This window comes from Streptomyces sp. NPDC052101 (assembly GCF_040680235.1).
GTDB lineage: Bacteria > Actinomycetota > Actinomycetes > Streptomycetales > Streptomycetaceae > Streptomyces.
The window spans coordinates 39,020-61,739 of sequence record NZ_JBFAWH010000037.1; the positions used below are offsets into that span (position 1 = coordinate 39,020).

The 22,720-nt window shown below is 70.7% G+C and carries 20 protein-coding genes; 11 read left to right on the forward strand and 9 right to left on the reverse strand.

Going from position 1 to position 22,720, the window contains the following annotated elements; translation table 11 throughout:
* Positions 1-64 precede the first annotated feature (64 nt).
* Both AB0L75_RS37585 and AB0L75_RS37590 read right to left on the reverse strand, forming a co-directional pair.
* Positions 65-901 (reverse strand): glutamate ABC transporter substrate-binding protein, encoded by an 837-nt coding sequence (locus AB0L75_RS37585; RefSeq protein ID WP_365190514.1) that lies wholly within the window; start codon positions 899-901, stop codon positions 65-67.
* A gap of 79 nt (positions 902-980) precedes the next feature.
* Positions 981-1,757: an amino acid ABC transporter ATP-binding protein gene (locus tag AB0L75_RS37590; RefSeq protein ID WP_365190516.1), complete on the reverse strand. Its 777-nt coding sequence runs from the start codon at positions 1,755-1,757 to the stop codon at positions 981-983.
* 291 nt (positions 1,758-2,048) lie between these two features.
* Between AB0L75_RS37590 and AB0L75_RS37595 the strand changes: the two genes are divergently transcribed.
* Both AB0L75_RS37595 and AB0L75_RS37600 read left to right on the forward strand, forming a co-directional pair.
* Complete coding sequence (locus AB0L75_RS37595) at positions 2,049-2,735, forward strand: response regulator transcription factor (protein WP_365190517.1); 687 nt, start codon at positions 2,049-2,051, stop codon at positions 2,733-2,735.
* Positions 2,736-2,744: 9 nt separating this feature from the next.
* Positions 2,745-4,148 carry a HAMP domain-containing sensor histidine kinase gene (locus AB0L75_RS37600; RefSeq protein ID WP_365190518.1) on the forward strand — a complete coding sequence of 468 codons (1,404 nt, stop codon included), beginning with the start codon at positions 2,745-2,747 and terminating at the stop codon, positions 4,146-4,148.
* Positions 4,149-4,268: 120 nt separating this feature from the next.
* Here AB0L75_RS37600 and AB0L75_RS37605 read toward each other — a convergent pair whose 3' ends face one another.
* A complete protein-coding gene (locus AB0L75_RS37605) occupies positions 4,269-5,267 on the reverse strand; it encodes a TAXI family TRAP transporter solute-binding subunit (protein WP_365190520.1) in 999 nt (332 codons plus the stop codon).
* 106 nt (positions 5,268-5,373) lie between these two features.
* Here AB0L75_RS37605 and AB0L75_RS37610 point away from each other — a divergent pair, with 106 nt between their 5' ends.
* Positions 5,374-5,778, forward strand: a complete 405-nt coding sequence (locus tag AB0L75_RS37610; RefSeq protein ID WP_365190521.1) for a MazG nucleotide pyrophosphohydrolase domain-containing protein — start codon at positions 5,374-5,376, stop codon at positions 5,776-5,778.
* Positions 5,779-5,794: 16 nt separating this feature from the next.
* On the opposite strand, the gene AB0L75_RS37615 is transcribed toward AB0L75_RS37610, so the two are convergent.
* The 3 genes from AB0L75_RS37615 to AB0L75_RS37625 form a co-directional block, all read right to left on the reverse strand.
* On the reverse strand, positions 5,795-7,267 hold the full coding sequence (locus AB0L75_RS37615; RefSeq protein WP_365190522.1) for a hypothetical protein: 1,473 nt from the start codon (positions 7,265-7,267) through the stop codon (positions 5,795-5,797).
* 372 nt (positions 7,268-7,639) lie between these two features.
* Complete coding sequence (locus AB0L75_RS37620) at positions 7,640-8,083, reverse strand: MarR family transcriptional regulator (RefSeq protein WP_365190523.1); 444 nt, start codon at positions 8,081-8,083, stop codon at positions 7,640-7,642.
* A gap of 93 nt (positions 8,084-8,176) precedes the next feature.
* Positions 8,177-8,539, reverse strand: coding sequence for a DUF6204 family protein (locus AB0L75_RS37625; protein WP_365190525.1), 363 nt, complete (start codon positions 8,537-8,539; stop codon positions 8,177-8,179).
* Positions 8,540-8,726: 187 nt separating this feature from the next.
* Between AB0L75_RS37625 and miaB the strand changes: the two genes are divergently transcribed.
* Together miaB and AB0L75_RS37635 are read left to right on the forward strand one after the other, a co-directional pair.
* On the forward strand, positions 8,727-10,253 hold the full coding sequence (gene miaB / locus AB0L75_RS37630) for a tRNA (N6-isopentenyl adenosine(37)-C2)-methylthiotransferase MiaB (RefSeq protein WP_365190526.1): 1,527 nt from the start codon (positions 8,727-8,729) through the stop codon (positions 10,251-10,253).
* A gap of 114 nt (positions 10,254-10,367) precedes the next feature.
* Positions 10,368-11,081 carry a class III extradiol dioxygenase subunit B-like domain-containing protein gene (locus AB0L75_RS37635; protein WP_365190528.1) on the forward strand — a complete coding sequence of 238 codons (714 nt, stop codon included), beginning with the start codon at positions 10,368-10,370 and terminating at the stop codon, positions 11,079-11,081.
* A 180-nt stretch (positions 11,082-11,261) separates the two neighbouring features.
* Here AB0L75_RS37635 and AB0L75_RS37640 read toward each other — a convergent pair whose 3' ends face one another.
* Both AB0L75_RS37640 and AB0L75_RS37645 read right to left on the reverse strand, forming a co-directional pair.
* On the reverse strand, positions 11,262-11,546 hold the full coding sequence (locus tag AB0L75_RS37640; RefSeq protein ID WP_365190530.1) for an antitoxin: 285 nt from the start codon (positions 11,544-11,546) through the stop codon (positions 11,262-11,264).
* A gap of 24 nt (positions 11,547-11,570) precedes the next feature.
* Entirely contained in the window at positions 11,571-11,870 is a 300-nt protein-coding gene (locus tag AB0L75_RS37645) for a hypothetical protein (RefSeq protein ID WP_365190532.1), read from the reverse strand.
* A gap of 183 nt (positions 11,871-12,053) precedes the next feature.
* Here AB0L75_RS37645 and miaA point away from each other — a divergent pair, with 183 nt between their 5' ends.
* The 6 genes from miaA to hflX all read left to right on the forward strand — a co-directional run bounded on the left by miaA (position 12,054) and on the right by hflX (position 21,199).
* Positions 12,054-12,992: a tRNA (adenosine(37)-N6)-dimethylallyltransferase MiaA gene (miaA, locus tag AB0L75_RS37650; RefSeq protein WP_365190533.1), complete on the forward strand. Its 939-nt coding sequence runs from the start codon at positions 12,054-12,056 to the stop codon at positions 12,990-12,992.
* A gap of 518 nt (positions 12,993-13,510) precedes the next feature.
* Positions 13,511-13,957, forward strand: a complete 447-nt coding sequence (locus AB0L75_RS37655) for a hypothetical protein (protein ID WP_365190552.1) — start codon at positions 13,511-13,513, stop codon at positions 13,955-13,957.
* Positions 13,958-14,137: 180 nt separating this feature from the next.
* Positions 14,138-15,007: a diaminopimelate epimerase gene (gene dapF / locus AB0L75_RS37660; protein WP_365190535.1), complete on the forward strand. Its 870-nt coding sequence runs from the start codon at positions 14,138-14,140 to the stop codon at positions 15,005-15,007.
* A gap of 284 nt (positions 15,008-15,291) precedes the next feature.
* Positions 15,292-17,607: an HD domain-containing protein gene (locus AB0L75_RS37665; protein WP_365190536.1), complete on the forward strand. Its 2,316-nt coding sequence runs from the start codon at positions 15,292-15,294 to the stop codon at positions 17,605-17,607.
* Between the two features lie 336 nt (positions 17,608-17,943).
* Positions 17,944-19,473 carry a M1 family metallopeptidase gene (locus tag AB0L75_RS37670; RefSeq protein ID WP_365190538.1) on the forward strand — a complete coding sequence of 510 codons (1,530 nt, stop codon included), beginning with the start codon at positions 17,944-17,946 and terminating at the stop codon, positions 19,471-19,473.
* Between the two features lie 232 nt (positions 19,474-19,705).
* Positions 19,706-21,199, forward strand: a complete 1,494-nt coding sequence (gene hflX / locus AB0L75_RS37675) for a GTPase HflX (RefSeq protein WP_365190540.1) — start codon at positions 19,706-19,708, stop codon at positions 21,197-21,199.
* Positions 21,200-21,346: 147 nt separating this feature from the next.
* Here the strand turns inward: hflX and AB0L75_RS37680 are convergent, their stop codons facing one another.
* A complete protein-coding gene (locus tag AB0L75_RS37680) occupies positions 21,347-22,570 on the reverse strand; it encodes a hypothetical protein (RefSeq protein WP_365190542.1) in 1,224 nt (407 codons plus the stop codon).
* Between the last annotated feature and the right edge of the window lie 150 nt (positions 22,571-22,720).

Sequence of the window (22,720 nt, forward strand, 5' to 3'; positions counted from 1 at the left end):
CGGCGGCGGCGCGCCTTCAGGACCCTGCGTCACCCGCCGGAGCGAGCGCCGGCGGAGTTCCGCGTTACTTGACGATCTGGCCGATCTTCGGCGCGGGCTCGTTCTTGTAGCTCGCCGGGCCGAAGTTCTTCTCCACGGCGGCCTTCCAGGAGCCGTCGCTGACCATCTTCTCCAGCGCCTTGTTGATCTTGTCGAGGGTCGCGGAGTCGCCCTTCTTGACGCCGATGCCGTAGTTCTCGTTGCTGAGCTTCAGACCGGCGAGCTTGAACTGGCCCTTGTACTTGTCCTGCGCGGCGTAGCCCGCGAGGATCGAGTCATCGGTGGTCACCGCGTCCACCGCGCCGCTCTGGAGGCTCGCGATGCACTCCGAGTAGGAGCTGAGTTCCTTCAGGTTGGAGTGCGGGGCGATCGTGTCGTGGATGTTCTGTGCCGAGGTGGAGCCGGTCACGGAGCACAGGTTCTTGCCGTTGAGGTCCGTGCCCTTGGCGATCTTCGAGTCCTTCTTGAGCAGCAGGTCCTGGTGGGCCAGCAGATACGGACCGGCGAAGTCGACCTTGGCCTTGCGCTTGTCGGTGATCGAGTAGGTGGCGGCGATGAACTTCACGTCACCGCGCTGCAGCGCGTTCTCACGGTCGGCGCTCTTGGTCTCCACCCACTGGATGTCGCTCGCCTTGTAGCCGAGCTGCTTGGCGACGTAGGTGGCCACGTCCACGTCGAAGCCCGAGTAGCTGCCGTCGGGCTGCTTCAGGCCCAGGCCCGGCTGGTCGAACTTGATACCGATCTTGATCTTGCCGCTGCCGCCACCCGAGCCGCTGTTCGAGTTGTTGCCGCCGCACGCGGTGGCGGTCACGGCGAGGGCGAGGGCGACGGCCGAGGCGGCGGTGACCTTGCGGAGCTTCATGCTGAACATCCTTTGAGTGGTGAGAAACGAGGTCCGTTGGAAAAGGCGACCCAGGGCGTCGAGGGCCCGGCGCGCACCGTCAGTGGTGCAGGATCTTGGACAGGAAGTCCTTGGCCCGGTCACTGCGCGGGTTGCTGAAGAACTGGTCGGGCGCAGCCTCTTCGACGATCCGGCCGTCGGCCATGAAGACGACCCGGTTGGCAGCCGATCGTGCGAAACCCATCTCGTGCGTGACGACGACCATCGTCATGCCCTCGCGGGCGAGCTGCTGCATGACCTCGAGGACCTCGTTGATCATCTCGGGGTCGAGAGCGGAGGTCGGCTCGTCGAAGAGCATGACCTTCGGGCCCATCGCCAGCGCCCGCGCGATGGCGACGCGCTGCTGCTGGCCGCCGGAGAGCTGGGCGGGGTACTTGTCGGCCTGGGTGCCCACGCCGACCCGGTCGAGCAGCGACCTGGCCTTCTCCTCGGCCTGCTTCTTCTCCGTCTTGCGGACCTTGAGCTGCCCCAGCATCACGTTCTCGAGCACGGTCTTGTGCGCGAACAGGTTGAAGGACTGGAAGACCATCCCGACGTCCGCCCGCAGCCGGGCCAGCTCCTTGCCCTCCTGGGGCAGCGGCTTTCCGTCGATCGCGATGGTGCCCGAGTCGATCGTCTCCAGGCGGTTGATGGTGCGGCACAGGGTCGACTTTCCGGACCCGGAGGGCCCGATGACCACGACGACCTCGCCGCGGGCGATCGTCAGGTCGATGTCCTGGAGTACGTGCAACGCGCCGAAGTGCTTGTTGACGCTCTTCAGGACGACCAGTTCGTCGGATGCGGCCCGGTCTTCCTTGGCCACCGATACATTGGTCATCGCTCTCAGGCTCCGTCCTCCTCGGTTTCGGAGGACAGTAGTGAGCGGCTGTGACCTGCGTCATCACATCTGAGGGAGATCTGAGCATCACGATCCGATAGCAATCGGACACGTGTTGTAGCACTTGTCGCCCGTGTGCGTATCGGCCGGATAACGGAAGCGACGGGCAACCGGAACGCTCTTGACGCCGTCCTTGTCCATCGGCGTCACTGCCATGGTGCACGCGCGCGTGCGGACTACACGGCGCACGCGAACCCAGACCGTACGACCGCTTAACCGGAGGGGGCCGGGATGAGACTGCTGCTCGTCGAGGACGACAACCATGTCGCCGCGGCTCTGTCGGCCGTACTCGCACGACACGGCTTCGACGTCACTCACGCGCGCAGCGGCGAGGAGGCCCTCCAGGCGCTCGTCCCCGAGGGCAACGGTTTCGGCGTGGTCCTGCTCGACCTCGGCCTGCCCGACCAGGACGGCTACGAGGTCTGCGGCAAGATCCGCAAACGCACCAGCACCCCGGTGATCATGGTCACCGCCCGCTCCGACGTCCGCTCCCGCATCCACGGCCTCAACCTCGGCGCCGACGACTACGTGGTGAAGCCGTACGACACTGGGGAACTGCTCGCCCGTATCCACGCCGTCAGCCGGCGCACCGTCCACGAGGACACGGGCCCCGGCGGCGACGACTCCCTGCTGCTCGGTCCCGTGCGTATCGAACTGCCCACCCGGCAGGTCACGGTGGACGGTTCGAACATCCAACTGACCCGCAAGGAGTTCGACCTGCTCGCCCTGCTCGCGCAGCGCCCCGGCGTCGTCTTCCGGCGGGAACAGATCATCAGCGAGGTCTGGCGCACCAGCTGGGAGGGCACCGGCCGCACCCTGGAGGTGCACGTCGCCTCCCTGCGCGCCAAACTGCGCATGCCCGCGCTGATCGAGACCGTACGCGGCGTCGGCTACCGGCTCGTCGCCCCGGCCGCCTAGCGGGGACGGGTGCGCACACGGCTCCTGCCGCTGCTCATCGTCCTGATGGCGGCCGTACTCCTCGCCCTCGGCCTCCCGCTGGCCATCAGCCTGGCCGCCGCCCAGCAGCAGAAGGTCGTCGTCGACCGCATCGACGACACGGCCCGCTTCGCGGCGCTCGCCCAGTTCGTCACCGACGGACCCAGCGGGTCCCGCCGCACCAGCACCGACGAGCGCCTGGAGGCCCTGCGCAGCGAACTGGACAGCTACTACGGCGTCTACGGCATCAGGGCGGGCGTCTTCTACCGCAACGGTTCGGCGATGGCCAATGCGCCCGGCGACTGGTTCGTACCGCGGACGGGGGAGGTGCTGAACGCCTTCGACGAGGCGCTGCTCAGCCGGCGCAGCCACGACCCGAAGCAGGTGTGGCCCTGGCAGCGCAGCCGGCTGGTCGTCGCCTCTCCGGTGATCCGGGACGGGGACGTCGTGGCGGTCGTGGTCACCGACTCGCCCACCGGGCAGATGCGTTCGAGGATCCTGCGCGGCTGGCTGGTCATCGGGGCCGGGGAGAGCGCGGCGATGCTGCTGGCGGTCGGCGCGGCGCTGCGGCTGACCGGCTGGGTGCTCAGGCCCGTACGGATCCTGGACGCCACCACGCACGACATCGCCACCGGACGCCTGAAGTCACGGGTCGCGGCCGCCGGCGGGCCGCCGGAACTCAGACGGCTGGCCCGGTCGTTCAACGAGATGGCGGACAACGTCGAAGGCGTGCTGGAGCAGCAGCGCGCCTTCGTCGCGGACGCCTCGCACCAGCTGCGCAACCCGCTCTCGGCGCTGCTGCTGCGCATCGAACTGCTCGCTCTCGAACTCCCGGAGGACAACGAGGAGATCGCCTCGGTCCGCACCGAGGGAAAACGCCTCGCGCAGGTCCTGGACGACCTGCTCGACCTGGCGCTGGCCGAGCACGCCGGGGCGGACCTGAGGCTGACCGACATCGGCGCGCTCGCCGGGGAGCGGGTCGCCGCGTGGTCTCCGGCCGCCGAGGCCAAGGGTGTCAGGCTGACCGGGGACTGCCCGCCCACGACCGGCTGGGCGGACCCGATCACCTTGTCCAGCGCCCTGGACGCGGTGATCGACAACGCCGTGAAGTTCACCCCCGAGGGCGGCACGGTCGAGATCACCGTCGACTCGAACGGCGACATGTCCACGGTCGTCGTCACCGACACCGGCCCCGGCCTCACCGACGAGGAACTCACGCGTGTGGGCGACCGGTTCTGGCGCAGCGGCCGGCACCAGAACATCAAGGGCTCCGGCCTCGGCCTGTCCATCACCCGCGCCCTTCTCACGGCTGGCGGCGGCTCGATCACCTACGCCCACCACGAGCCGCGCGGGCTGCGGGTGACGGTGACGGTGCCCAGGCACGGGGAATCCTGACGACGAGGAGCCGGGGAGCCGGGAATCCCGACGACGGGGATCCGAGGATCCGGGGAGTCGGGGCTGTGGGAATCCGGGGACGGCCGGGTGTCGGCTGCGCTGGGGCCCGGGGCGATCGGGCTACGGCTTCACCGAGCGGTAGTAGCGGCGGGCGCCTTCCTGGAGAGGCAGGGGGTCGGTGTAGATGGCGGTGCGCAGGTCCACCAGTTGGGCGGAGTGGACGTGGGCGCCGATGCCGTCGCGGCTCTTGATGACCGTGCGGGTCACCCACTCGGTCAGCCGGGGATCGACGTCCGTGCGGGTCATCAGGAGGTTGGACACGGCGATCGTCGGGACCTGGCTGCCCTGCTGTACGTCCGGGTAGGCCGACTCGGGGATGTTGGTGGCCCGGTAATAGCGCGCCTGCTGGCCCTCGTCGTGCAGCTCGGTGACGAGGTCGCCCTCGATCGGTATGAACCTGAAGGCGGACTTCTTCGCCAGCGTGACAAGTCCCCTGGTGGGCAGACCGCCCGACCAGAAGAAGGCGTCGATCTTGTGCTGTTCCAGCCGGTCGGGCCCGGTGTCGATGCCGTCTCCGACCGGCGTGATGTCCTTGCGCGGGTCGATGCCCGCGGCCTTGAGCACCCGGTCGGCGATCAGCCGTACCCCGGAGTGGGGCAGGCCCGTCGCCACCCGCTTGTGCCGCAGGTCCGCGATACTGCGGATGTCCGAGTCGTCGGGCACGATGAGATGCACGTAGTCGTCGTAGAGCCGGGCCACCCCGCGCAGCCGGTCGGCGCCGCGGCCGTGCGCCAGTTCGTACGCCTCCACCGCGTCGGCCGCCGCGATGGTGAAGTCGGCCTTGCCGGTCGCCACGCGCTCCACGTTCTCCTGCGAACCGGCGCTGTTGAGCAGCTTCACCTTCAGGTCGGGCATGTCCTTGGCGAACTCGGCGCGCAGCCGCTCGCCGTACTCCTGGTACACGCCTCGCGGCGTGCCCGTGCTGAAGACGATCGTCCCGCTCGGCGGCTCCTCGCCCAGCGGTAGCAGCCACCACAACAGCAGCCCGAGCACCACGGCACCGGCGGCCGTGGCCGACAGCGCCCGGCGTCTGCTGATCCGGGGGAACACCTTGGACATGCGGCGATCCTGCCAGGCCGGGGGCGGCACTGACCAGGGCCGAGATCACTCCGGGACCGGGAGGAGGACACCGGGCGCTGTCAGTGGTGGCCGTTAGAGTCGGCGCATGAGCACTTCACCCGCCGACCTCGTCCAAGAGTTCCACCGCGCCTTCGGCCTCGACGCCCGCAGCACGCCGACGGAGGTGGACCCCGAACTGGCCGCGCACCGTGGGGAGCTGCTCGCCGAGGAGGCCGCGGAGGTCGCCGAGGTCGCGGTCGACGGCCCGCTGGACAAGCTCGCGCACGAACTGGCCGACGTGGTCTACGTGGCGTACGGCACGGCGCTCGTCCACGGCATCGACCTCGATCAGGTGATCGCCGAGATCCATCGGGCCAACATGAGCAAGCTCGGCCCGGACGGACAGGTCGCCCGCCGGGCCGACGGCAAGGTCCTCAAGGGGGAGTACTACCGGGCACCGGACGTGTCGTCCGTACTGCGCCACCAGGGCTGGATACCGGCCACGTCCTGACCCACCCGAGAGGCACTCAGAGAGTGCCGCCCGCCAGCTTCCACTCGCGGTTCAGGGTGCCCAGCGGGATGCTCCGCTGGACGATCGGTGTTCCGAAGACGGACAGCTGCAGCCGCAGGGCCCCGGACAGGTCGACCCCGCCGTACACACCCCATGCTCCCGCGCTCTTCGCCCCGGCGCCGTCGGAGGAGGCGGTGACCGTGCCGGAGGCCTCGCCGCGCAGATACGGTGCCAGGTCGGCGGTGACGCCGACGGTGCCGTACAGGCCGACCGAGGCCTCGGCGCCCAGCGCCGTCTTCATGCTCCCGGCCGTGGTGACGGACGCGCGCACCGGAGTGCTCGTCATGTCCGAGGAGCTGACCGGCGTCCAGCCCTTGGTCAGGCCGAAGGTGCCGCCCGCCTTGAAATCGCCCTTGAGGTTCTGCTCGACATCGACGGTGACCTGCCCGTCACCGCTGATCTGGAGGTAGCAGGTCAGATCCAGGTTGACGACGACGGGGACGGGCCCGACCTGGAGGACGGGGTCGGCGTGCAGCTTGGCGAATGGAATCCGCAGCGGGGTGCCGGTGGTCACGGCGGCCCGGCCCTTGACCGCCCAGCCGGAGGTCCAGTCGCCGGACACGCCCAGGTAGGCGGAGCCGGGCGGCACTTCGGTGCCGCTGCCGCCGTAGGCGAAGTCGACCCGCGGGGCGAGCTGGACGAAGCCGTGCACCGAGGCGGCGGCCGAGGCCGGGGTGCCCTGGGCCGCCGGTATGCCGGCGCTCATGTCGAGCCGCAGGCTGCCGAGCGGCACTGTCGCACCCTTCGGTCCGACGCGTACGTCACCGGCCTTCGCCCAGGACACCTTCACATCGGGCAGCAGCTTGTCGACGGCGAAGGACGACGGGTCGACCGGCACCGCGCCCTTCGCCGTCTCGTCGCCGAGCAGCGAGTTGAGCGTGGCGGGTTCCGTCTGCACCTCGGTGCCGCCGTCCGTCTCGCCGATCACCTTGGTGACCTTGGCGAGCAACCCGTGCGGCGCCCCGGGCGCGGGTGCACTGGCGATCACATCGCCGACGGCGGTCTGATGCGCGGCGCCGGTGGGGGTGGCGGAGGGAGAGGGGGAAGCGGAGTGTGAGGGAGAGACGGAGGGGGAGGGGGAGGCCGTCGGGGAGCCGGATGAACTCCCTTGACGGGTGGGCCTGTTGGGCTTGCTGGAAAGGACGGCCCGCCGGGTGTGGCTGTCGTAGGCGCTGATGGCGAGCGCTGTTCTGTGGGCCCGCTGCCCGGACCCGGCCGGTCCCGCCGTGGCGGTAGGGGCGGTGGCGGGAGCCGCGGCGACGGCGAGCGAGTGGTCGGTGCCGTCGGCGGGTTGGTCGGCGACCTCGACGTGCCGGCCGTGCCCGGCGGCCGCCGACGGCTCGGCATGCGGTGCGGGCGAGGAGCAGGCCGCGGCGAGGAAGAGGGCGGTCACGGCGAAGGCGGGCAGCAGGGCACGTCTGTGCCGCATGCGTCTGTGCATGGTCGGTCCTGTGTGGAGTGGGGGGGTGGCGGAGAGGCACCGGGCGAGCGGGCTACCTGGAGGTAGTACCGGCTGGTAACTCGTGGTGAGCCACGAGCATGCCATGCCCTTGTCCATGGGTCCCTCACAAATCGGCCACACCTCAACGTGAGCTGTGCCACGGCGAGTTCGAGTCAGGCGAGACCGAAACCCCCAGGTTCGGGGGCTGATTGAGGACCGGCCGCCGCCTCGATGCGGACGGCGGCGACCGGTGCGGTAGACGGGATAGCGGGGGTGGAGACGGTAATGAGGACAGAGAGGGAGTGAGGGCAGAGAGGGTATTGAGCGCAGAGAGGAGTGGGCGCAGCCCCCGCTCGAGACTCAGCGGCCGCTCAGGCCGGTGCCGCCGAGGCGGGTGAGCAGGGTCGAGAGCAGCCCGATGTCCTCGGCGCTCCACGCCGGTGCGGCGAAGTGCTCGGCAGCGGTCTCCTCGGCCGTGGCGAGCATCTCCGTCAGCCGCCGCCTGCCCGTCGCGGTCAGTGACGCGTAGGCCACGCGCGCGTCCCGGGCATCCGCTTCGCGGGTCACCAGCCCGATCCGCTCCAGCGGAGCCAGCCCGCGCGTGACCCCGGAGGCCGTCAGGCCCAGTGCCTCGGCGAGGTCCACCCGGCGCATACGGCCGCCGGGTGCCTGTCCCAGGCGGAGCAGCAGGGTGAAGTCGGCGAGGCTGACGCCGTGCAGGCCGCTCAGCCGGGAGTCGAAGCGACGCACGAGCGCCGCCTGGGCCCGTACCAGCCGCAGTGCCGCGTCCAGGGTGTCACTCATCGCCGCCGCTCACCGCCCTGTCCCGCGCGTTCTTCCCCGCTCATTGCTGCCTCCTTGAGTACTCAAGTTTATGGGCTGCCGGAACGCGTCGATCTATGCGCCCCCGGTACGCGCCGCGCGGCGCTGCCGCTTGCCCATCGGAGCCTGGGAGAGGTCCTCGGCGGTGGAGCGGAGGTTCTTGAAGCCGTAGCCGCGTTCGGCGAGCCAGGCCTTCGCCGTCGTCTCGGCCCGCTCGGTCGCCTCCAGGATGTCCTCCTCTTCCTCCCCGGTGTCGGAGAAACGGAAGACGAAGGCCGGCCGTGCGGCGATGTCGTAGGTGAGGCTGCCCTCGGGCGTGAACGCGGCGCGCAGCACGTCGTGTGCGGCAGCGTCGGCCAGCAGCGCGGCGCGCTGTGCATCGGTGAGACCGTCGAAGACACCGCGAACGGTGATCCGGAAAGTGCGACTACTACTCATTGCGCGACCATAGGCACGCCGGGCCCGGCGTCTCCACCGGGTTTCCGCAGGCCGACGAGATCCGTGACGCCCCTCCTCGTCACCCCGCGGACGCCCGCAGCGCGCGCTTCCAGGCACGCAGGTGCCGGGGACGGGGCCTGTGAGGCACGGCGACAGGGGCTCTCCCGGGACCGCCTACCCTTGACACATGACCAGCAGCAGCGACCGGAGCCCCGCAGTGGACGTTCAAGCATCCAAGAGTTACGAGATCCGCACCTATGGGTGCCAGATGAACGTCCACGATTCCGAGCGCCTGGCCGGGCTGCTCGAAGAGGCCGGATACGTGCGGGCGCCCGAGGGGGCGGACGGGGACGCCGACGTGGTCGTGTTCAACACCTGCGCGGTGCGGGAGAACGCCGACAACCGGCTGTACGGCAACCTCGGCCGCCTCGCGCCGAGGAAGGCCTCGCGGCCCGGCATGCAGATCGCGGTCGGCGGCTGCCTCGCGCAGAAGGACCGCGACACCATCGTGAAGAAGGCGCCCTGGGTGGACGTCGTCTTCGGCACGCACAACATCGGCCAGCTGCCCGTCCTGCTGGAGCGCGCCCGCGTGCAGGAGGAGGCGCAGGTCGAGATCGCCGAGTCGCTGGAGGCCTTCCCGTCCACCCTGCCGACCCGGCGTGAGAGCGCCTACGCGGCCTGGGTGTCGATCTCCGTCGGCTGTAACAACACCTGCACCTTCTGTATCGTCCCGGCCCTGCGCGGCAAGGAGAAGGACCGCCGACCCGGCGACATCCTCGCCGAGGTCGAGGCGCTGGTGGCGGAAGGCGTCAGCGAGATCACGCTGCTCGGGCAGAACGTCAACGCCTACGGTTCCGACATCGGCGACCGCGAGGCCTTCAGCAAGCTGCTGCGCGCCTGCGGGACCATCGAGGGCCTGGAGCGGGTGCGGTTCACATCCCCGCACCCCCGTGACTTCACCGACGACGTCATCGCCGCCATGGCCGAGACCCCGAACGTGATGCCGCAGCTGCACATGCCGATGCAGTCCGGCTCGGACGCCGTGCTGAAGGCGATGCGCCGGTCCTACCGGCAGGAGCGTTACCTCGGGATCATCGAGAAGGTCCGGGCCGCCATCCCGCACGCCGCGATCACCACCGACATCATCGTCGGCTTCCCCGGCGAGACCGAGGAGGACTTCGAGCAGACCCTGCACGCGGTCCGTGAGGCGCGCTTCGCGCAAGCCTTCACCTTCCAGTACTCCAAGCGCCCGGGCACCCCGGCCGCGACCATGGAGAACCAGATCCCCAAGGAGGTCGTCCAGGCGCGCTACGAGCGGCTCGTCGCCCTCCAGGAGGAGATCTCCTGGGAGGAGAACAAGAAGCAGGTCGGCCGCACGCTGGAGCTGATGGTCGCCGAGGGCGAGGGCCGCAAGGACGGCGCCACGCACCGGCTCTCCGGCCGCGCCGCGGACAACCGGCTCGTCCACTTCACCAAGCCGGAGCAGGAGGTCCGCCCCGGCGACGTGGTCACCGTCGAGGTGACCTACGCCGCCCCGCACCACCTCCTCGCCGAGGGCCCCGTCCTCGCCGTGCGCCGCACGCGCGCGGGGGACGCCTGGGAGAAGCGCACCGCCGCCGAGTCCGCCAAGCCGGCCGGCGTGATGCTGGGCCTGCCGAAGATCGGCGTCCCGGAGCCGCTGCCCGTGGCGGCGAGTGGCTGCGGTTGCGACTGACGGCACACCTTTGACGGCACAGCTTTGACGGCACACCTCGTTCCCGGGTGATCGACCCGGCCGACGTGCTCATGGAGGCCTGATCCGGGCTCGTGCGGCGTTACCCTGCCGATCATGCTTGTCGCCGCCGCTGTCTGTCTCTGCCCTCCGCTGCTCGTGCCCGAGGTCGCCGCGGGTGCCGCACCCGAAATGGACGCCGCGCGCGCGGCCTGCTCCGACGCGCTCGGTGTGCTCGCCGCTGCCCGTCCGGACCTCCTGGTCGTGGTCGGGCCCGCCGAGGAGAGCGGACGCGGATCGTTTCCGCAGGGCGCCCGGGGATCGTTCCGGGGGTTCGGGGTCGACCTCGACGCACGCCTCGGACCGGCGACGGACAGCGCCGGCGAGCGCGAGCTGCCGCCGTCGCTCGCCGTCGGGGCGTGGCTGCTGGAGCGGACCGGCTGGGCGGATGCCCCGATCGAGGGACTCGGGGTCGGTGAACCGTTCACGCCCGAGCGGTGTATCGAGATCGGAAGGCAGATCGGCGCCCGGGCCGGGCGCGTTGCGCTGCTGGTGATGGGAGACGCCAGCGCGTGCCGCACGGTCAAGGCGCCGGGCTACCTGGACGAGCGGGCGGAACCTTTCGACGCGGAGGCCGCGCGGGCGCTGGGCGCGGCGGACGTGGCTGCCGTCCAGGCCCTGGACCCCAAGCTGGCCCACGAGCTGAAGGCCTCCGGCCGAGCCCCTTGGCAGGTCCTGTCCGGCGCTGCCGAGTACGCGAACCTCACCGGCTCACTGCTGTACGAGGCCGCACCGTACGGCGTGGGGTATGTGGTGGCCACCTGGTCGTAGCAGGGGGTGTGGTTGCCGACCACGCCCAGGCGGCAGAGGGGGCATGGACGGGGGGCGCGTCGGCGTACGCGTACGCGGGGTGCGTACACGGCGCTCGGAAACGGCGGACGGAAACGGCGGACGGCCGGGGAGCTGGTGTGCTCCGCGGCCGTCCGCCGATCCACATGCGGTTGTGGAGACTCAGGAAGCCGGTGGCGGGCCCTCCGGCGGGGTGGGGGCCGTTGGACCGCCGGTGGCCGACTCCGGGCCGGGAGCGTCCTTGTGGGCGAGGCGGTCCATCGCCTCCTTGGCCTTGCCGGTGCCCGCCTGGATCTTGTCGCTGTACTTGCCCTTGGTCCGCTCGTCCACGACATGCGCGGCCTTGTCCAGGCCGTGCTGGACCTTCTCCCCGTGCTGCCGCGCGAGGTCCGACACCTTGTCCCTGGCCGGGCCGAGCTTGGCCTTCATGTTGTCCAACAGACCCATGGTCCACCTTCCCTCACGGGGCAGTTACCTGCGGGCGCCCTCGCCGGCCTCGTTGTCGGCGGCCGCCTCGGCGGACTGCTGCTTGGGGATGCCGGAGCCCTCGGACGCGTCATCCGTGCCGGCGTCCGACCCCGCCGCCACTTCCTCGCCCTCGTCCCCGGCCGTGCCCTTCGCCTCCGCCGGCCCGGTCGCCTCCGCCGTCGCCTCCGCCGACTCCGCTTCCTCGGTCTCGGCGGCTTCCGGCTCCGCGTCGGCCTGTGCCTCGGCGGCCGCCGGCTCCGAAGTCGCCTTCGACTTGCGAAGGAGTCGTGCAAAAACGCCCATATCCACTCCATACGGTACTCGTGCGGGCGAATTCCCGCGTTACCCGGTGCGTACAGTTGCGCCGCCCGGGTCACCGCCTCCGGCGTGCCGGACGGCGGCATCTCGCCACGGGCAACGACCCGGAGCCCTACCCGTCACGTAACTCGTTCGAGGCACGGCCTGGAGGTTTGCGAGACTGGTGCGGTGAGCAGCGCACCCTCCACCCCCCGCGTCATCGCCGTCGTCGGACCCACCGCGGCCGGAAAGTCCGATCTCGGCGTATTCCTTGCCCAGCAGCTCGGTGGGGAGGTCGTCAACGCCGACTCCATGCAGCTGTATCGAGGGATGGACATCGGCACCGCGAAGCTGACGCCGCAAGAGCGGGGCGGCATCCCGCACCACCTGCTCGACGTCTGGGACGTGACGGTCACCGCCTCCGTCGCCGAGTACCAGAAGCTGGCCCGCGCCCGGATCGACGCCCTGCTCGCCGAGGGCCGCTGGCCGATCCTGGTCGGCGGCTCCGGCCTGTACGTCCGTGGGGCCGTCGACAACCTGGAGTTTCCCGGCACCGACCCCGAGGTCAGGGCCCGTCTGGAGGAGGAACTGGCGTTGCGCGGCTCGGGCGCGCTGCACGCCCGGCTGGCCGCCGCCGACCCCGACGCCGCCCGCGCGATCCTGCCGAGCAACGGCCGCCGTATCGTCCGGGCGCTCGAAGTGATCGAGATCACCGGCCGGCCCTTCACCGCGAACCTGCCAGGGCATGACTCCGTCTACGACACCGTCCAGATCGGAGTCGACGTGGCGCGCCCGGAACTGGACGAACGCATCGCGCTCCGGGTCGACCGGATGTGGGAGGCGGGCCTCGTGGACGAGGTGCGCGCACTGGAGGCGCAGGGGTTGCGCGAGGGGCGCACGGCGTCGCGTGCGCTGGGTTACCAGCAGGTGCTCGCGGCGCTCGCCGGGGAGTGCACCGAAGCGGAAGCGCGGGCCGAGACCGTGCGTGCCACCAAGCGCTTCGCGCGCCGTCAGGATTCATGGTTCAGGCGCGATCCCCGGGTGCACTGGTTGAGTGGGGCGGTGGCGGACCGGGGGGAACTTCCGCACCAGGCCCTGGCGTTGGTCGAACGACCGGTCACAGCCTGATCACGTCATGGCATCGGGATGCGCCGCCGGTCATCTCGGCCTTCGGCGCCGTGCCATCATCGAGCTTCGATCGACCAAGTGGAGCCTAGTTGGGAGGGCGCGTGGCGATGGAGGCCGGCCCTCGCGACACCGCACAAAGCATCGAACCCGTCACCACTGACGGTGACGAACCGGAGGCGGGCCAGGACCGTCTGGCCAAGGACCGACTGACCAAGGACTGCCCGGGCGGGAGCGGCCTCACCGACGGCCGTTCCACGGAGGGCCGGCTGGTCCAGGACCGTCTGGCCGAAGGCCGGGTGATCGAGCAGCGGCTGCCCGAAGGCTCCCCTGTGGAAGCGGAAGCCGGGCCGGTTGCGGAAGGCGGTCCGACCGAGGATCCGCTCACCGAAGCCCGGCTGATCGAGGATCCGCTCACCGAAGCCCGGCTGATCGAGGATCCGCTCACCGAAGCCCGGCTGACCGAAGACCCGCTCACCGAAGCCCGGTCGATCGAGGACCCGCTCGCGGAAGCCCAGCCGATCGAGAACGCCCTCATCGAGGTCCGGCTGACCGACGACGGCCCCGACGAGACGCCCGACGGTGTGACCGACGACGGGCCGGAGCCGGAGGAGATGTACCCGGGCGGTCCGGAGGTCGAGGTCGAGCTGCGCCCGCAGCGCCGGCTGCGTATCTGGCAGCTCGCCCCGATCGTGGCACTGTCCGCCGTCGGCTCCCTGATGTTCGCCTTCCCGCTCGCCTTCGACTTCGGTGACAGCGGCGCCGTCATCGCCATGCTGGGCCTGCTGATCTGCTCCTGCGCGGCCGGCTGGGGCATGATGGCCGCCCGCCGGGTGGGCTACACCTGGCCCGGCCTGCCGGCGCGGGGTTCGGACCGCCGCCCGGACTGGAGGGTCGTACTCGGGTACGTCCTGCTGGTGACCGTGGTCGCGGTTCTCGCGGTCTGGCGGGTGGCAAGGCTCCGCTGAAGGGTGTCTCCCTTCAGGAGCGCTCCTTCAGGGGCGCTCCTTCAGGGCGCGGGGCTGTGTCAGATGTGCGGCTGCCGCCGCGTGGGCGTGACCGGCCACAGACGACCCGCACGGTCCCACCGGCCCGGACCCCCGCCGTCCACCGGCCCTCCTTGCAGAGCGCTCCCGTACGATCGAGGAATGAGCACACGGATCGCCTTCCTCAAGGGTCACGGCACCGAGAACGACTTCGTGATCGTCCCGGACCCGGAGAACGCCCTCGACCTGATGCCGGCCACCGTCGCTGCCCTGTGCGACCGCCGGGCCGGAATCGGCGGGGACGGCGTGCTCCACGTGGTGCGCTCCGCCGCTCATCCGGAGGCCCGGTCGATGGCGCCCGAGGCCGAGTGGTTCATGGACTACCGCAACGGCGACGGCTCGGTCGCCGAGATGTGCGGCAATGGAGTCCGTGTGTTCGCGCGCTACCTCCAGCACGCCGGACATGTGGGCGAAGGTGACCTCGCCATCGCCACGCGCGCGGGCGTGAAGACCGTCCACATCGCGAAGGACGGTGACATCACCGTCGGCATGGGCCGTGCCCGGCTGCCGGAGGGTGAGGTCACGGTGAGCGTCGGCGAGCACAACTGGCCCGCCCGTAACGTCAACATGGGCAACCCGCACGCGGTCGCCTTCGTCGACGACCTCGCGTACGCCGGAAATCTGTACACCGCGCCGCCGGTCAGCCCGGCGAACGCCTACCCGGACGGGGTGAACGTCGAGTTCGTCGTCGACCGCGGCCCCCGCCACGTCGCGATGCGCGTGCACGAGCGCGGCTCGGGCGAGACCCGCTCGTGCGGCACGGGCGCGTGCGCCGTCGCCGTGGCCACCGCCCGGCGCGACGGCGCCGACCCTGCCGTCACCGGCGCCCCGGCCACGTACACCGTCGACCTCCCCGGCGGCCGTCTCGTCATCACCGAGCGGCCCGACGGCGAGATCGAGATGACCGGACCCGCCGTGATCGTCGCCGAGGGCGAGATCGACGGCGAATGGCTGGAAAACGCGCTTCGCTGACACGGCGACACCACGAGGACGACGGCAACCGGCGCCCGGATCAGGGGTTTCCGGCAACAGGGGCTGTTCGAAACCGCGGACGACCTCAGGCCACGTGGCGCAAATCCTAAACCTCTTTTCCGTCGCTCGATTGGGTGATCCGTTTCACGCTCGGCGAGAGGCGGTCGGTCGCACGTGGTGGGCTCGATAGCATCAAGCACCGGCACGGACGGGGGAACGTCGCCATCCCTGAGCCGCGTACGCCCTGGGGCCCCCGTCCGCCGGTCCACGAGCCGGAGGTGCCCATGAGTGCGGAGGCCACGAACCCTGCGACCCCTGGCCCGGTAGCGCCCACGCCGTCCGCGGCGGCCACTGCCCCCGCGGTGCCCAGGGCGGACCGCAGGAAATCCCGGCCCCGGATCGACCTGCGCAGGCTCGGCCGGGCCGCGCTGCTCGGCCCCGCCGTCCGCGGCAAGCTGCCCGACGCGATCGGCCATGTCGCGGAGGCGCACCGCGCCCACCACCCCGACGCGGACCTCGATCCGCTGCGGCGCGCCTATGTCCTCGCGGAGTCCTCGCACCGCGGCCAGATGCGCAAGAGCGGCGAACCGTACATCACCCACCCGCTCGCCGTGACCCTGATCCTCGCCGAACTCGGCGCCGAGACCACCACATTGACGGCCTCTCTGCTGCACGACACCGTCGAGGACACCGATGTGACGCTCGATCAGGTGCGGGAACAGTTCGGCGAGGAGGTTCGTTATCTCGTCGACGGGGTGACGAAACTGGAGAAGGTCGACTACGGAGCCGCCGCCGAGCCGGAGACCTTCCGCAAGATGCTCGTCGCCACCGGCAGCGACGTGCGCGTGATGTCGATCAAACTCGCCGACCGTCTGCACAACATGCGCACCCTTGGTGTGATGCGCCCGGAGAAGCAGGCGCGGATCGCCAAGGTCACCCGCGACGTCCTCATCCCGCTCGCCGAGCGCCTCGGCGTGCAGGCCCTGAAGACCGAGATGGAGGACCTGGTCTTCGCCATCCTCCACCGCGAGGAGTACGAGCACACCCGCGGACTCATCGCCGAGAACGCCGCCCGCCCCGACGACCCGCTCGCCGAGGTCTCCGACGAGATGCGCGGGGTGCTGCGCGAGGCCGGCATCCAGGCCGAAGTCCTCATCCGCCCCCGGCACTTCGTCTCCGTCCACCGCGTGGCCCGCAAACGCGGACGGCTGCGCGGCACCGACTTCGGCCGTCTGCTCGTGCTGGTGAACGAGGACGCCGACTGTTACGGCGTCCTCGGCGAACTGCACACCTGTATGACGCCCGTCGTCTCGGAGTTCAAGGACTTCATCGCCGTACCGAAGTTCAACCTGTACCAGTCGCTGCACACCGCCGTCGCCCGCCCCGACGGCCAGGTGGTGGAAGTCCTCATCCGCACCCACCAGATGCACAAGGTCGCCGAGGCCGGCGTCGTCGCGCTCGGCAACCCGTACGCCCCCGCGTCCGACGCACCCACGCCCGACACCGCCGTGTCCGGCGCCGCCGTATCCGACGCCGAGGCCACCGACACCCCAGCCTCCGAGGCCCCCGCCGACGGCGAGCGCGCCGACCCCACCCGCCCCGGCTGGCTCTCCCGCCTCCTCGACTGGCAGCGGGCCGCGCCCGATCCGGACACCTTCTGGTCCACCCTGCGCGAGGACCTCGCGCAGGACCGCGAGATCACAGTCTTCCGCCCCGACGGCGGCAGGCTCGGCCTGCCGGAGGGCGCCACCTGCGTGGACGCCGCCTACGCCCAGTACGGCGAGGACGCGCACGCCTGCATCGGCGCCCGCGTCAACGGCCGGCTGGCCACCCTCAGCACCGTCCTGAAGGACGGCGACACCGTCCAGCTCCTCATGGGCCAGGACCCCGCCTCCGAGCCCTCCCGCGAATGGCTGGAGCACGCCCATACCCCGGCCGCACGCATCGCCATCCAGCGGTGGCTGGCAACGCATCCCGGCGGCGGCACCGGCACGGAGGACGGGGGCGGCACCCGCCGCGAACCCGCCGAGACCTCCGCCTCCGGGCGCTCCGCGGCCACCGCCTCCGCGCGCCCTCCCGGCGGCCCGCGCGCTGACGCCGCCGGGGGAACCGCCGAGGGTGCCCCCGTGGCCCGCCCCCGGGGTGCCGACGTCCTTGTGGACCCGCCCGGGGCCGCCGTACGGCTCGCCGGGTGCTGTACGCCCGTACCGCCGGACGAGATCACCGGCTTCGCGGTGCGTGGGGGAGTGGTGACCGTGCACCGCGTGGAGTGCGCCGCGGTGGCGCACATGAAGAGCCGGGGGCGCACGGAGGTCGGCGTGCGCTGGGGGGACACCACCGAGTGCCGGGTCACGCTGGTCGCTGAATCGTTCGGCCGCCCCCATCTGCTCGCGGACCTCACCGAAGCGATCTCCTCGACCGGCGTCGACATCGTCTCCGCCACCGTCGAACCGCCCAGCCAGCAGCGGGTCCGGCACACGTACACCCTCCAACTCCCCGACGCGGCCCGCCTCCCGGCCCTCATGCGCGCCATGCGGGACGTCCCGGGCGTATACGACGTCTCCCGCGCCCAACACCAACACCAGACCCCGCCCTCCTGAACGCCGCCCGCCACCACTAAGGGGCGCGCGGTGTGCCCGAGGGGGCCGGTACAGGACGGGATGGCCGGGCCACGACACGGACGTCGGGCCAGGACGGCGTGTCCGGACCCGTCGGCGAGGCCGGGCCAGGACGGGCTGGCCTGGTCACGAGGGGGATGCCGGGTCACTACCAGGCGCCCGAACGCCGTATCAGGACGCCGGTCCGGCAGCGCGTCCGTACCGCCTTCTCAGAAGGCCGCCCGGCCCCGCGCAGAAGGCCCCCCGGACCCAACCCGTTCGGGTGGGCCGGGCGCGCGTCGCCGTCGCGGCCCGGGAGCGCGCTGGTAGCCGTGATGCATGCTGCTCACCCCCCGCGTCACCCTCCGCACCCGGTCCCGGACCCGGCCCCGGCTCTCCCGGCACCGCAAGGCGGCCCTGCTCGCCTCAGCCGCCTCCCTCTGCCTCCTCGCCGCATCGGCCCAGGCCCAGCCCCTCGGCATCGGCGACCGGCTTTTCCCGTACCTGGGCAACCCGGGCTACGACGTGGTGTTGTACGACCTGTCCTTCACCTACCCCGGCAGTAACGAGAAGCCGCTCCAGGCCGTCACCACCATCTCCGCCCGGACCACCGCCGACCTGGACCGGATCAACCTCGACTTCGCGCACGGCACCGTCCAGTCGGTCGAGGTCGACGGGCATCCCGCGGACTTCACCAGCGCCGGCGAGGACCTGGTCGTCACCCCGGAACACCCCCTCGCCGAGGGCAGCTGGACGCGGATCACGGTGAAGCACACCAGCGATCCCGTCGCCGCCAAGGACCAGGACGGCGGCTGGGTGCGCACCACGGACGGCCTTGCCATGGCCAATCAGGCCGACGCCGCCCACCTGGTCTTCCCGTGCAACGACCACCCGTCCGACAAGGCGATGTTCACCTTCCACGTCACCGCCCCGAACGGCTACACCGTCGTGGCCAACGGCCTGCCCACCGGAGAGGAGCAGACCGGCGACACGACCACCTGGACCTACCGCACCCGGCACCCCATGGCCACCGAACTCGCCCAGGTCTCCATCGGCCGCTCCACGGTGCTGCACCGCGAGGGCCCGCACGGGCTGGCAGTCCGCGACGTCGTGCCCAGTGCCGACACCAAGGCCGTCGAACCGTGGCTCGCCAGGACGCCCGACCAGATCGCCTGGATGGAGAGCAAGGTCGGCCCGTATCCGTTCGAGACCTATGGCGTGCTCATGGCACAGGCTTCCACCGGGTTCGAACTGGAGACACAGACCCTGTCGCTCTTCGAGAAGAACCTGTTCACCGAGACCATCTACCCCAAGTGGTACATCGAGTCGATCATGGTGCACGAGCTGTCGCACCAGTGGTTCGGCGACAGCGTCAGCCCCCGCACCTGGTCCGACGTCTGGCTGAACGAGGGACACGCCACCTGGTACGAGGCGCTGTACGCCGAGGAGACCGCGCACCGGCCCATGGCGGACCGGATGAAGGCCGCGTACGCCGCCTCCGACAGCTGGCGTGCGGCCGGCGGTCCGCCCGGCCTGCCCAAGGCGGCCGCCCCCGGCCAGAAGATCAGCCTCTTCCGGCCCAACGTCTACGACGGCGCGGCGCTGGTGCTCTACGCCCTGCGGCAGGAGATCGGCCAGTCGGCCTTCGAGCGGCTGGAGCGGGAGTGGGTCCAGGAACACCGCGACTCCACCGCCACCACCGCCGACTTCATCCGGCTGGCCTCGACGGTCTCCGGCCGCGACCTGAGCGGGTTCCTCAAGGGCTGGCTGTACGACGAGAAGACCCCGCCGATGCCCGGCCACCCGGACTGGAAGGCGGCTGACCCCACGAAGTCGGCGAAACCGGCCCTGAGGCATCGGGCCAGGTGAAGTCGCCGAGGTTCGGCCGAGCCGCGGACCTGGTGAAGCCGCCGAGTCCGGCCGAGCCGCGGACCCGGCGATAACACGGTGACGGGATGTACCGCCTCGTGCGACCATCTTCGAGTCGGCACGAGGCGGGACACGGGAATCTCCCGGGGTACTCGTGCGTTGACCGACTGAGCGGTCCGGCAGGACCGCGGTACCGACGCCGCAACGGCGATCCCATCGACGTAAGGATCCAATGACCTCCTCTTCTTCCCCTTCCCAGGACACCAAGCGCCTCGCGCACGCCTATCCCGAGGGTCTTCGGGCCGATGCCCTGATGGAAGAGGACGTCGCCTGGAGCTACGAGATCGACGGCGAGCGGGACGGCGAGCAGTTCGACCGCTCCGAGCGTGCGGCCCTGCGCCGCGTGGTGGGCCTGTCCACCGAGCTGGAGGACGTCACCGAGGTCGAGTACCGACAGCTCCGCCTGGAGCGGGTCGTGCTCGTCGGGGTGTGGACCACCGGCACCGCGCAGGACGCCGACAACTCCCTCGCGGAGCTGGCAGCCCTCGCCGAGACCGCGGGCGCGCTCGTGCTCGACGGCGTCATCCAGCGCCGTGACAAGCCCGACGCGGCCACCTACATCGGCTCCGGCAAGGCCGCCGAGCTGCGCGACATCGTCCTCGAAACGGGCGCCGACACGGTCATCTGCGACGGTGAGCTGAGCCCCGGCCAGCTGATCCAGCTGGAGGACGTCGTCAAGGTCAAGGTCATCGACCGTACGGCCCTGATCCTGGACATCTTCGCCCAGCACGCCAAGTCCCGAGAGGGCAAGGCGCAGGTTGCGCTCGCGCAGATGCAGTACATGCTGCCGCGACTGCGCGGCTGGGGTCAGTCGCTGTCCCGGCAGATGGGCGGCGGCAAGGGCGGCGGCCTCGCCACGCGTGGTCCCGGTGAGACCAAGATCGAGACGGACCGGCGACGGATCCGCGAGAAGATGGCGAAGATGCGCCGGGAGATCGCGGAGATGAAGACCGGCCGCGAGATCAAGCGCCAGGAGCGCCGGCGCAACAAGGTGCCGTCCGTCGCCATCGCGGGCTACACCAACGCCGGCAAGTCCTCCCTGCTCAACCGCCTCACGGGCGCCGGCGTCCTGGTCGAGAACGCCCTGTTCGCGACCCTGGACCCGACCGTCCGCCGCGCCGAGACCCCGAGTGGCCGGCTGTACACGCTGGCGGACACCGTCGGCTTTGTACGCCACCTGCCGCACCACCTGGTCGAGGCGTTCCGCTCCACCATGGAAGAGGTCGGTGACTCCGATCTGATCCTGCACGTGGTGGACGGCTCGCACCCGAACCCGGAGGAGCAGCTCGCCGCCGTGCGCGAGGTGATCCGGGACGTCGGTGCCACCGACGTGCCCGAGATCGTCGTGATCAACAAGGCGGACGCGGCCGATCCGCTGGTCCTCCAGCGGCTGCTCAGGGTCGAGAAGCGCTCGATCGCCATCTCGGCCCGCACCGGCCACGGCATCGAGGAACTGCTCGCCCTGATCGACAACGACCTGCCGCGCCCGTCGGTCGAGATCGAGGCGCTGGTGCCGTACACGCACGGCAAGCTCGTCGCCCGCGCCCACACCGAGGGTGAGGTGATCTCCGAGGAGCACACCGCGGAGGGCACCCTGCTCAAGGTCCGGGTGCACGAGGAACTGGCAGCGGACCTGGCGCCGTACACACCGGTCTCCGCGGCCTGAGCCGTCCGGTACCGGTCTCAGGGGCCTGGCCGTAGGGCACCGGTCGCAGCGGTCTGACCGGCACGCATCGGTCTCCACGGCCGATCACGCCAGAAGGCCCGCCACCCCACGGGGCGGCGGGCCTTCGTCATGCCGGGCCGAGTGGCGTCACTGGCCGGCGAACTTCTTGCTCACCGACTGGTACACGCCCTTGGCCACATCACCCAGCCGGGGACCGGCCAGCCAGCCCGAAGTCACCGGGCCGATGGAGGTGTTGGACACCAGCGCAGGCTTGCCGTCCGTGCCCGTCTCCACCCAGCCGCCGCCGGAGGAGCCCGCGGTCATCGTGCAGCCGATCCGGTACATCGTCGGGGCCGACTGCTCGATGGACAGCCGACCCGGCTCGTCCTTGCACTGGTAGAGCAGCTGACCGTCGAACGGAGCCGCCTCCGGGTAGCCGGACGCCGTGATGCTGCTGACCTTCGGCACCGCCGGGCCGTTGAAGTTCACCGGCAGCGCCCCGCCGACCGTCTCCTCCAGAGACTTGCCGCTGCTGCCCTGCTCCGGGGTCACGTGGATCACCGCGAAGTCGTACGGTGCACCGTCGCCGCCGGTCTCACCGCCCTTGTCGATCCACTGCTGCGAGGTCTGCGCCGCATCGGCCCACCAGACGCCGTACGGCGCGATCTCGGACCGGCTAGCGTTCTGCAACTGGTCGACCGACTTGCCCGAGTTGTTGTACGACGGCACGAAGGCCATGTTGCGGTACCAGCCGCCCTTCTTGCCGGCGTGTACACAGTGACCGGCCGTCCAGACCAGGTTGGACTTGCCCGGGTGAGCCGGGTCCTCCACGACCGTGCCCGAGCACACCATGTGGCCCTCGGGGGAGTCGAAGAACACCTTGCCCGAGGCAGCCGCGTTGACGTGGTACGGCGTGGCGACCGCCTTCGCCTTCACCGGCTGCGGGGTCGGGTCCGTCACGCCCTGGTCACCCGAGATGTCGTTGTCGTTGACACCCTTGTTCGGGTCGTTGGCGTGGCGCATCCGGTTCGGGTCCCACAGGCCCTTGATGATCGGGTTGATGAAGTCGTTGGCCTCGCGCAGCCAGTCCTGCTTGTTCCAGTTCTGCCAGGCGCCGTGCTTCCACTTGTCGATGTCGATCCCGTGCTCCTTGAGCTTCTGCTTGAGATCGTCCGGGATCCTGATCTTTCCGTCGCCGGAACCGGCCGCGGTCGCGGAGGCGGTCGGCTGGCCGTCAGCCTTGTCGTCGCCGTTGCACGCGGTGGCGGTCAGCGCCAGCGCCGAGGCGAGGGCGACCGCCGCGAGCGAGGTGGAGGTGCGGCGGGTGCCCCTCCCTCGCCTAACAGTGAACGACGGTCGTATGGATCGCATGCTCTTGACTCCCCCTGCTGTGAAGGTACTCGGCGCTTCGGCCATGCCACCGGTCGTGAACTCAATGGAAAGTTCATGCCGGTCTCACGACCGTCTGGGAACGGCGTCCCACACTATGCGCTTGCTGTGGGGGACTTCCGATGGAACGGC

Excerpts from the sequence above, each read along its gene's own strand:
- AB0L75_RS37585 (WP_365190514.1), bottom strand. The coding sequence starts at position 901 with ATGAAGCTCCGCAAGGTCACCGCCGCCTCGGCCGTCGCCCTCGCCCTC.
- AB0L75_RS37590 (WP_365190516.1), bottom strand. The coding sequence starts at position 1,757 with ATGACCAATGTATCGGTGGCCAAGGAAGACCGGGCCGCATCCGACGAA.
- AB0L75_RS37595 (WP_365190517.1), top strand. The coding sequence starts at position 2,049 with ATGAGACTGCTGCTCGTCGAGGACGACAACCATGTCGCCGCGGCTCTG.
- AB0L75_RS37605 (WP_365190520.1), bottom strand. The coding sequence starts at position 5,267 with ATGTCCAAGGTGTTCCCCCGGATCAGCAGACGCCGGGCGCTGTCGGCC.
- AB0L75_RS37610 (WP_365190521.1), top strand. The coding sequence starts at position 5,374 with ATGAGCACTTCACCCGCCGACCTCGTCCAAGAGTTCCACCGCGCCTTC.
- AB0L75_RS37615 (WP_365190522.1), bottom strand. The coding sequence starts at position 7,267 with ATGCGGCACAGACGTGCCCTGCTGCCCGCCTTCGCCGTGACCGCCCTC.
- AB0L75_RS37620 (WP_365190523.1), bottom strand. The coding sequence starts at position 8,083 with ATGAGTGACACCCTGGACGCGGCACTGCGGCTGGTACGGGCCCAGGCG.
- AB0L75_RS37625 (WP_365190525.1), bottom strand. The coding sequence starts at position 8,539 with ATGAGTAGTAGTCGCACTTTCCGGATCACCGTTCGCGGTGTCTTCGAC.
- miaB (WP_365190526.1), top strand. The coding sequence starts at position 8,727 with ATGACCAGCAGCAGCGACCGGAGCCCCGCAGTGGACGTTCAAGCATCC.
- AB0L75_RS37635 (WP_365190528.1), top strand. The coding sequence starts at position 10,368 with ATGCTTGTCGCCGCCGCTGTCTGTCTCTGCCCTCCGCTGCTCGTGCCC.
- AB0L75_RS37640 (WP_365190530.1), bottom strand. The coding sequence starts at position 11,546 with ATGGGTCTGTTGGACAACATGAAGGCCAAGCTCGGCCCGGCCAGGGAC.
- AB0L75_RS37645 (WP_365190532.1), bottom strand. The coding sequence starts at position 11,870 with ATGGGCGTTTTTGCACGACTCCTTCGCAAGTCGAAGGCGACTTCGGAG.
- dapF (WP_365190535.1), top strand. The coding sequence starts at position 14,138 with ATGAGCACACGGATCGCCTTCCTCAAGGGTCACGGCACCGAGAACGAC.
- AB0L75_RS37665 (WP_365190536.1), top strand. The coding sequence starts at position 15,292 with ATGAGTGCGGAGGCCACGAACCCTGCGACCCCTGGCCCGGTAGCGCCC.
- AB0L75_RS37670 (WP_365190538.1), top strand. The coding sequence starts at position 17,944 with ATGCTGCTCACCCCCCGCGTCACCCTCCGCACCCGGTCCCGGACCCGG.
- hflX (WP_365190540.1), top strand. The coding sequence starts at position 19,706 with ATGACCTCCTCTTCTTCCCCTTCCCAGGACACCAAGCGCCTCGCGCAC.
- AB0L75_RS37680 (WP_365190542.1), bottom strand. The coding sequence starts at position 22,570 with ATGCGATCCATACGACCGTCGTTCACTGTTAGGCGAGGGAGGGGCACC.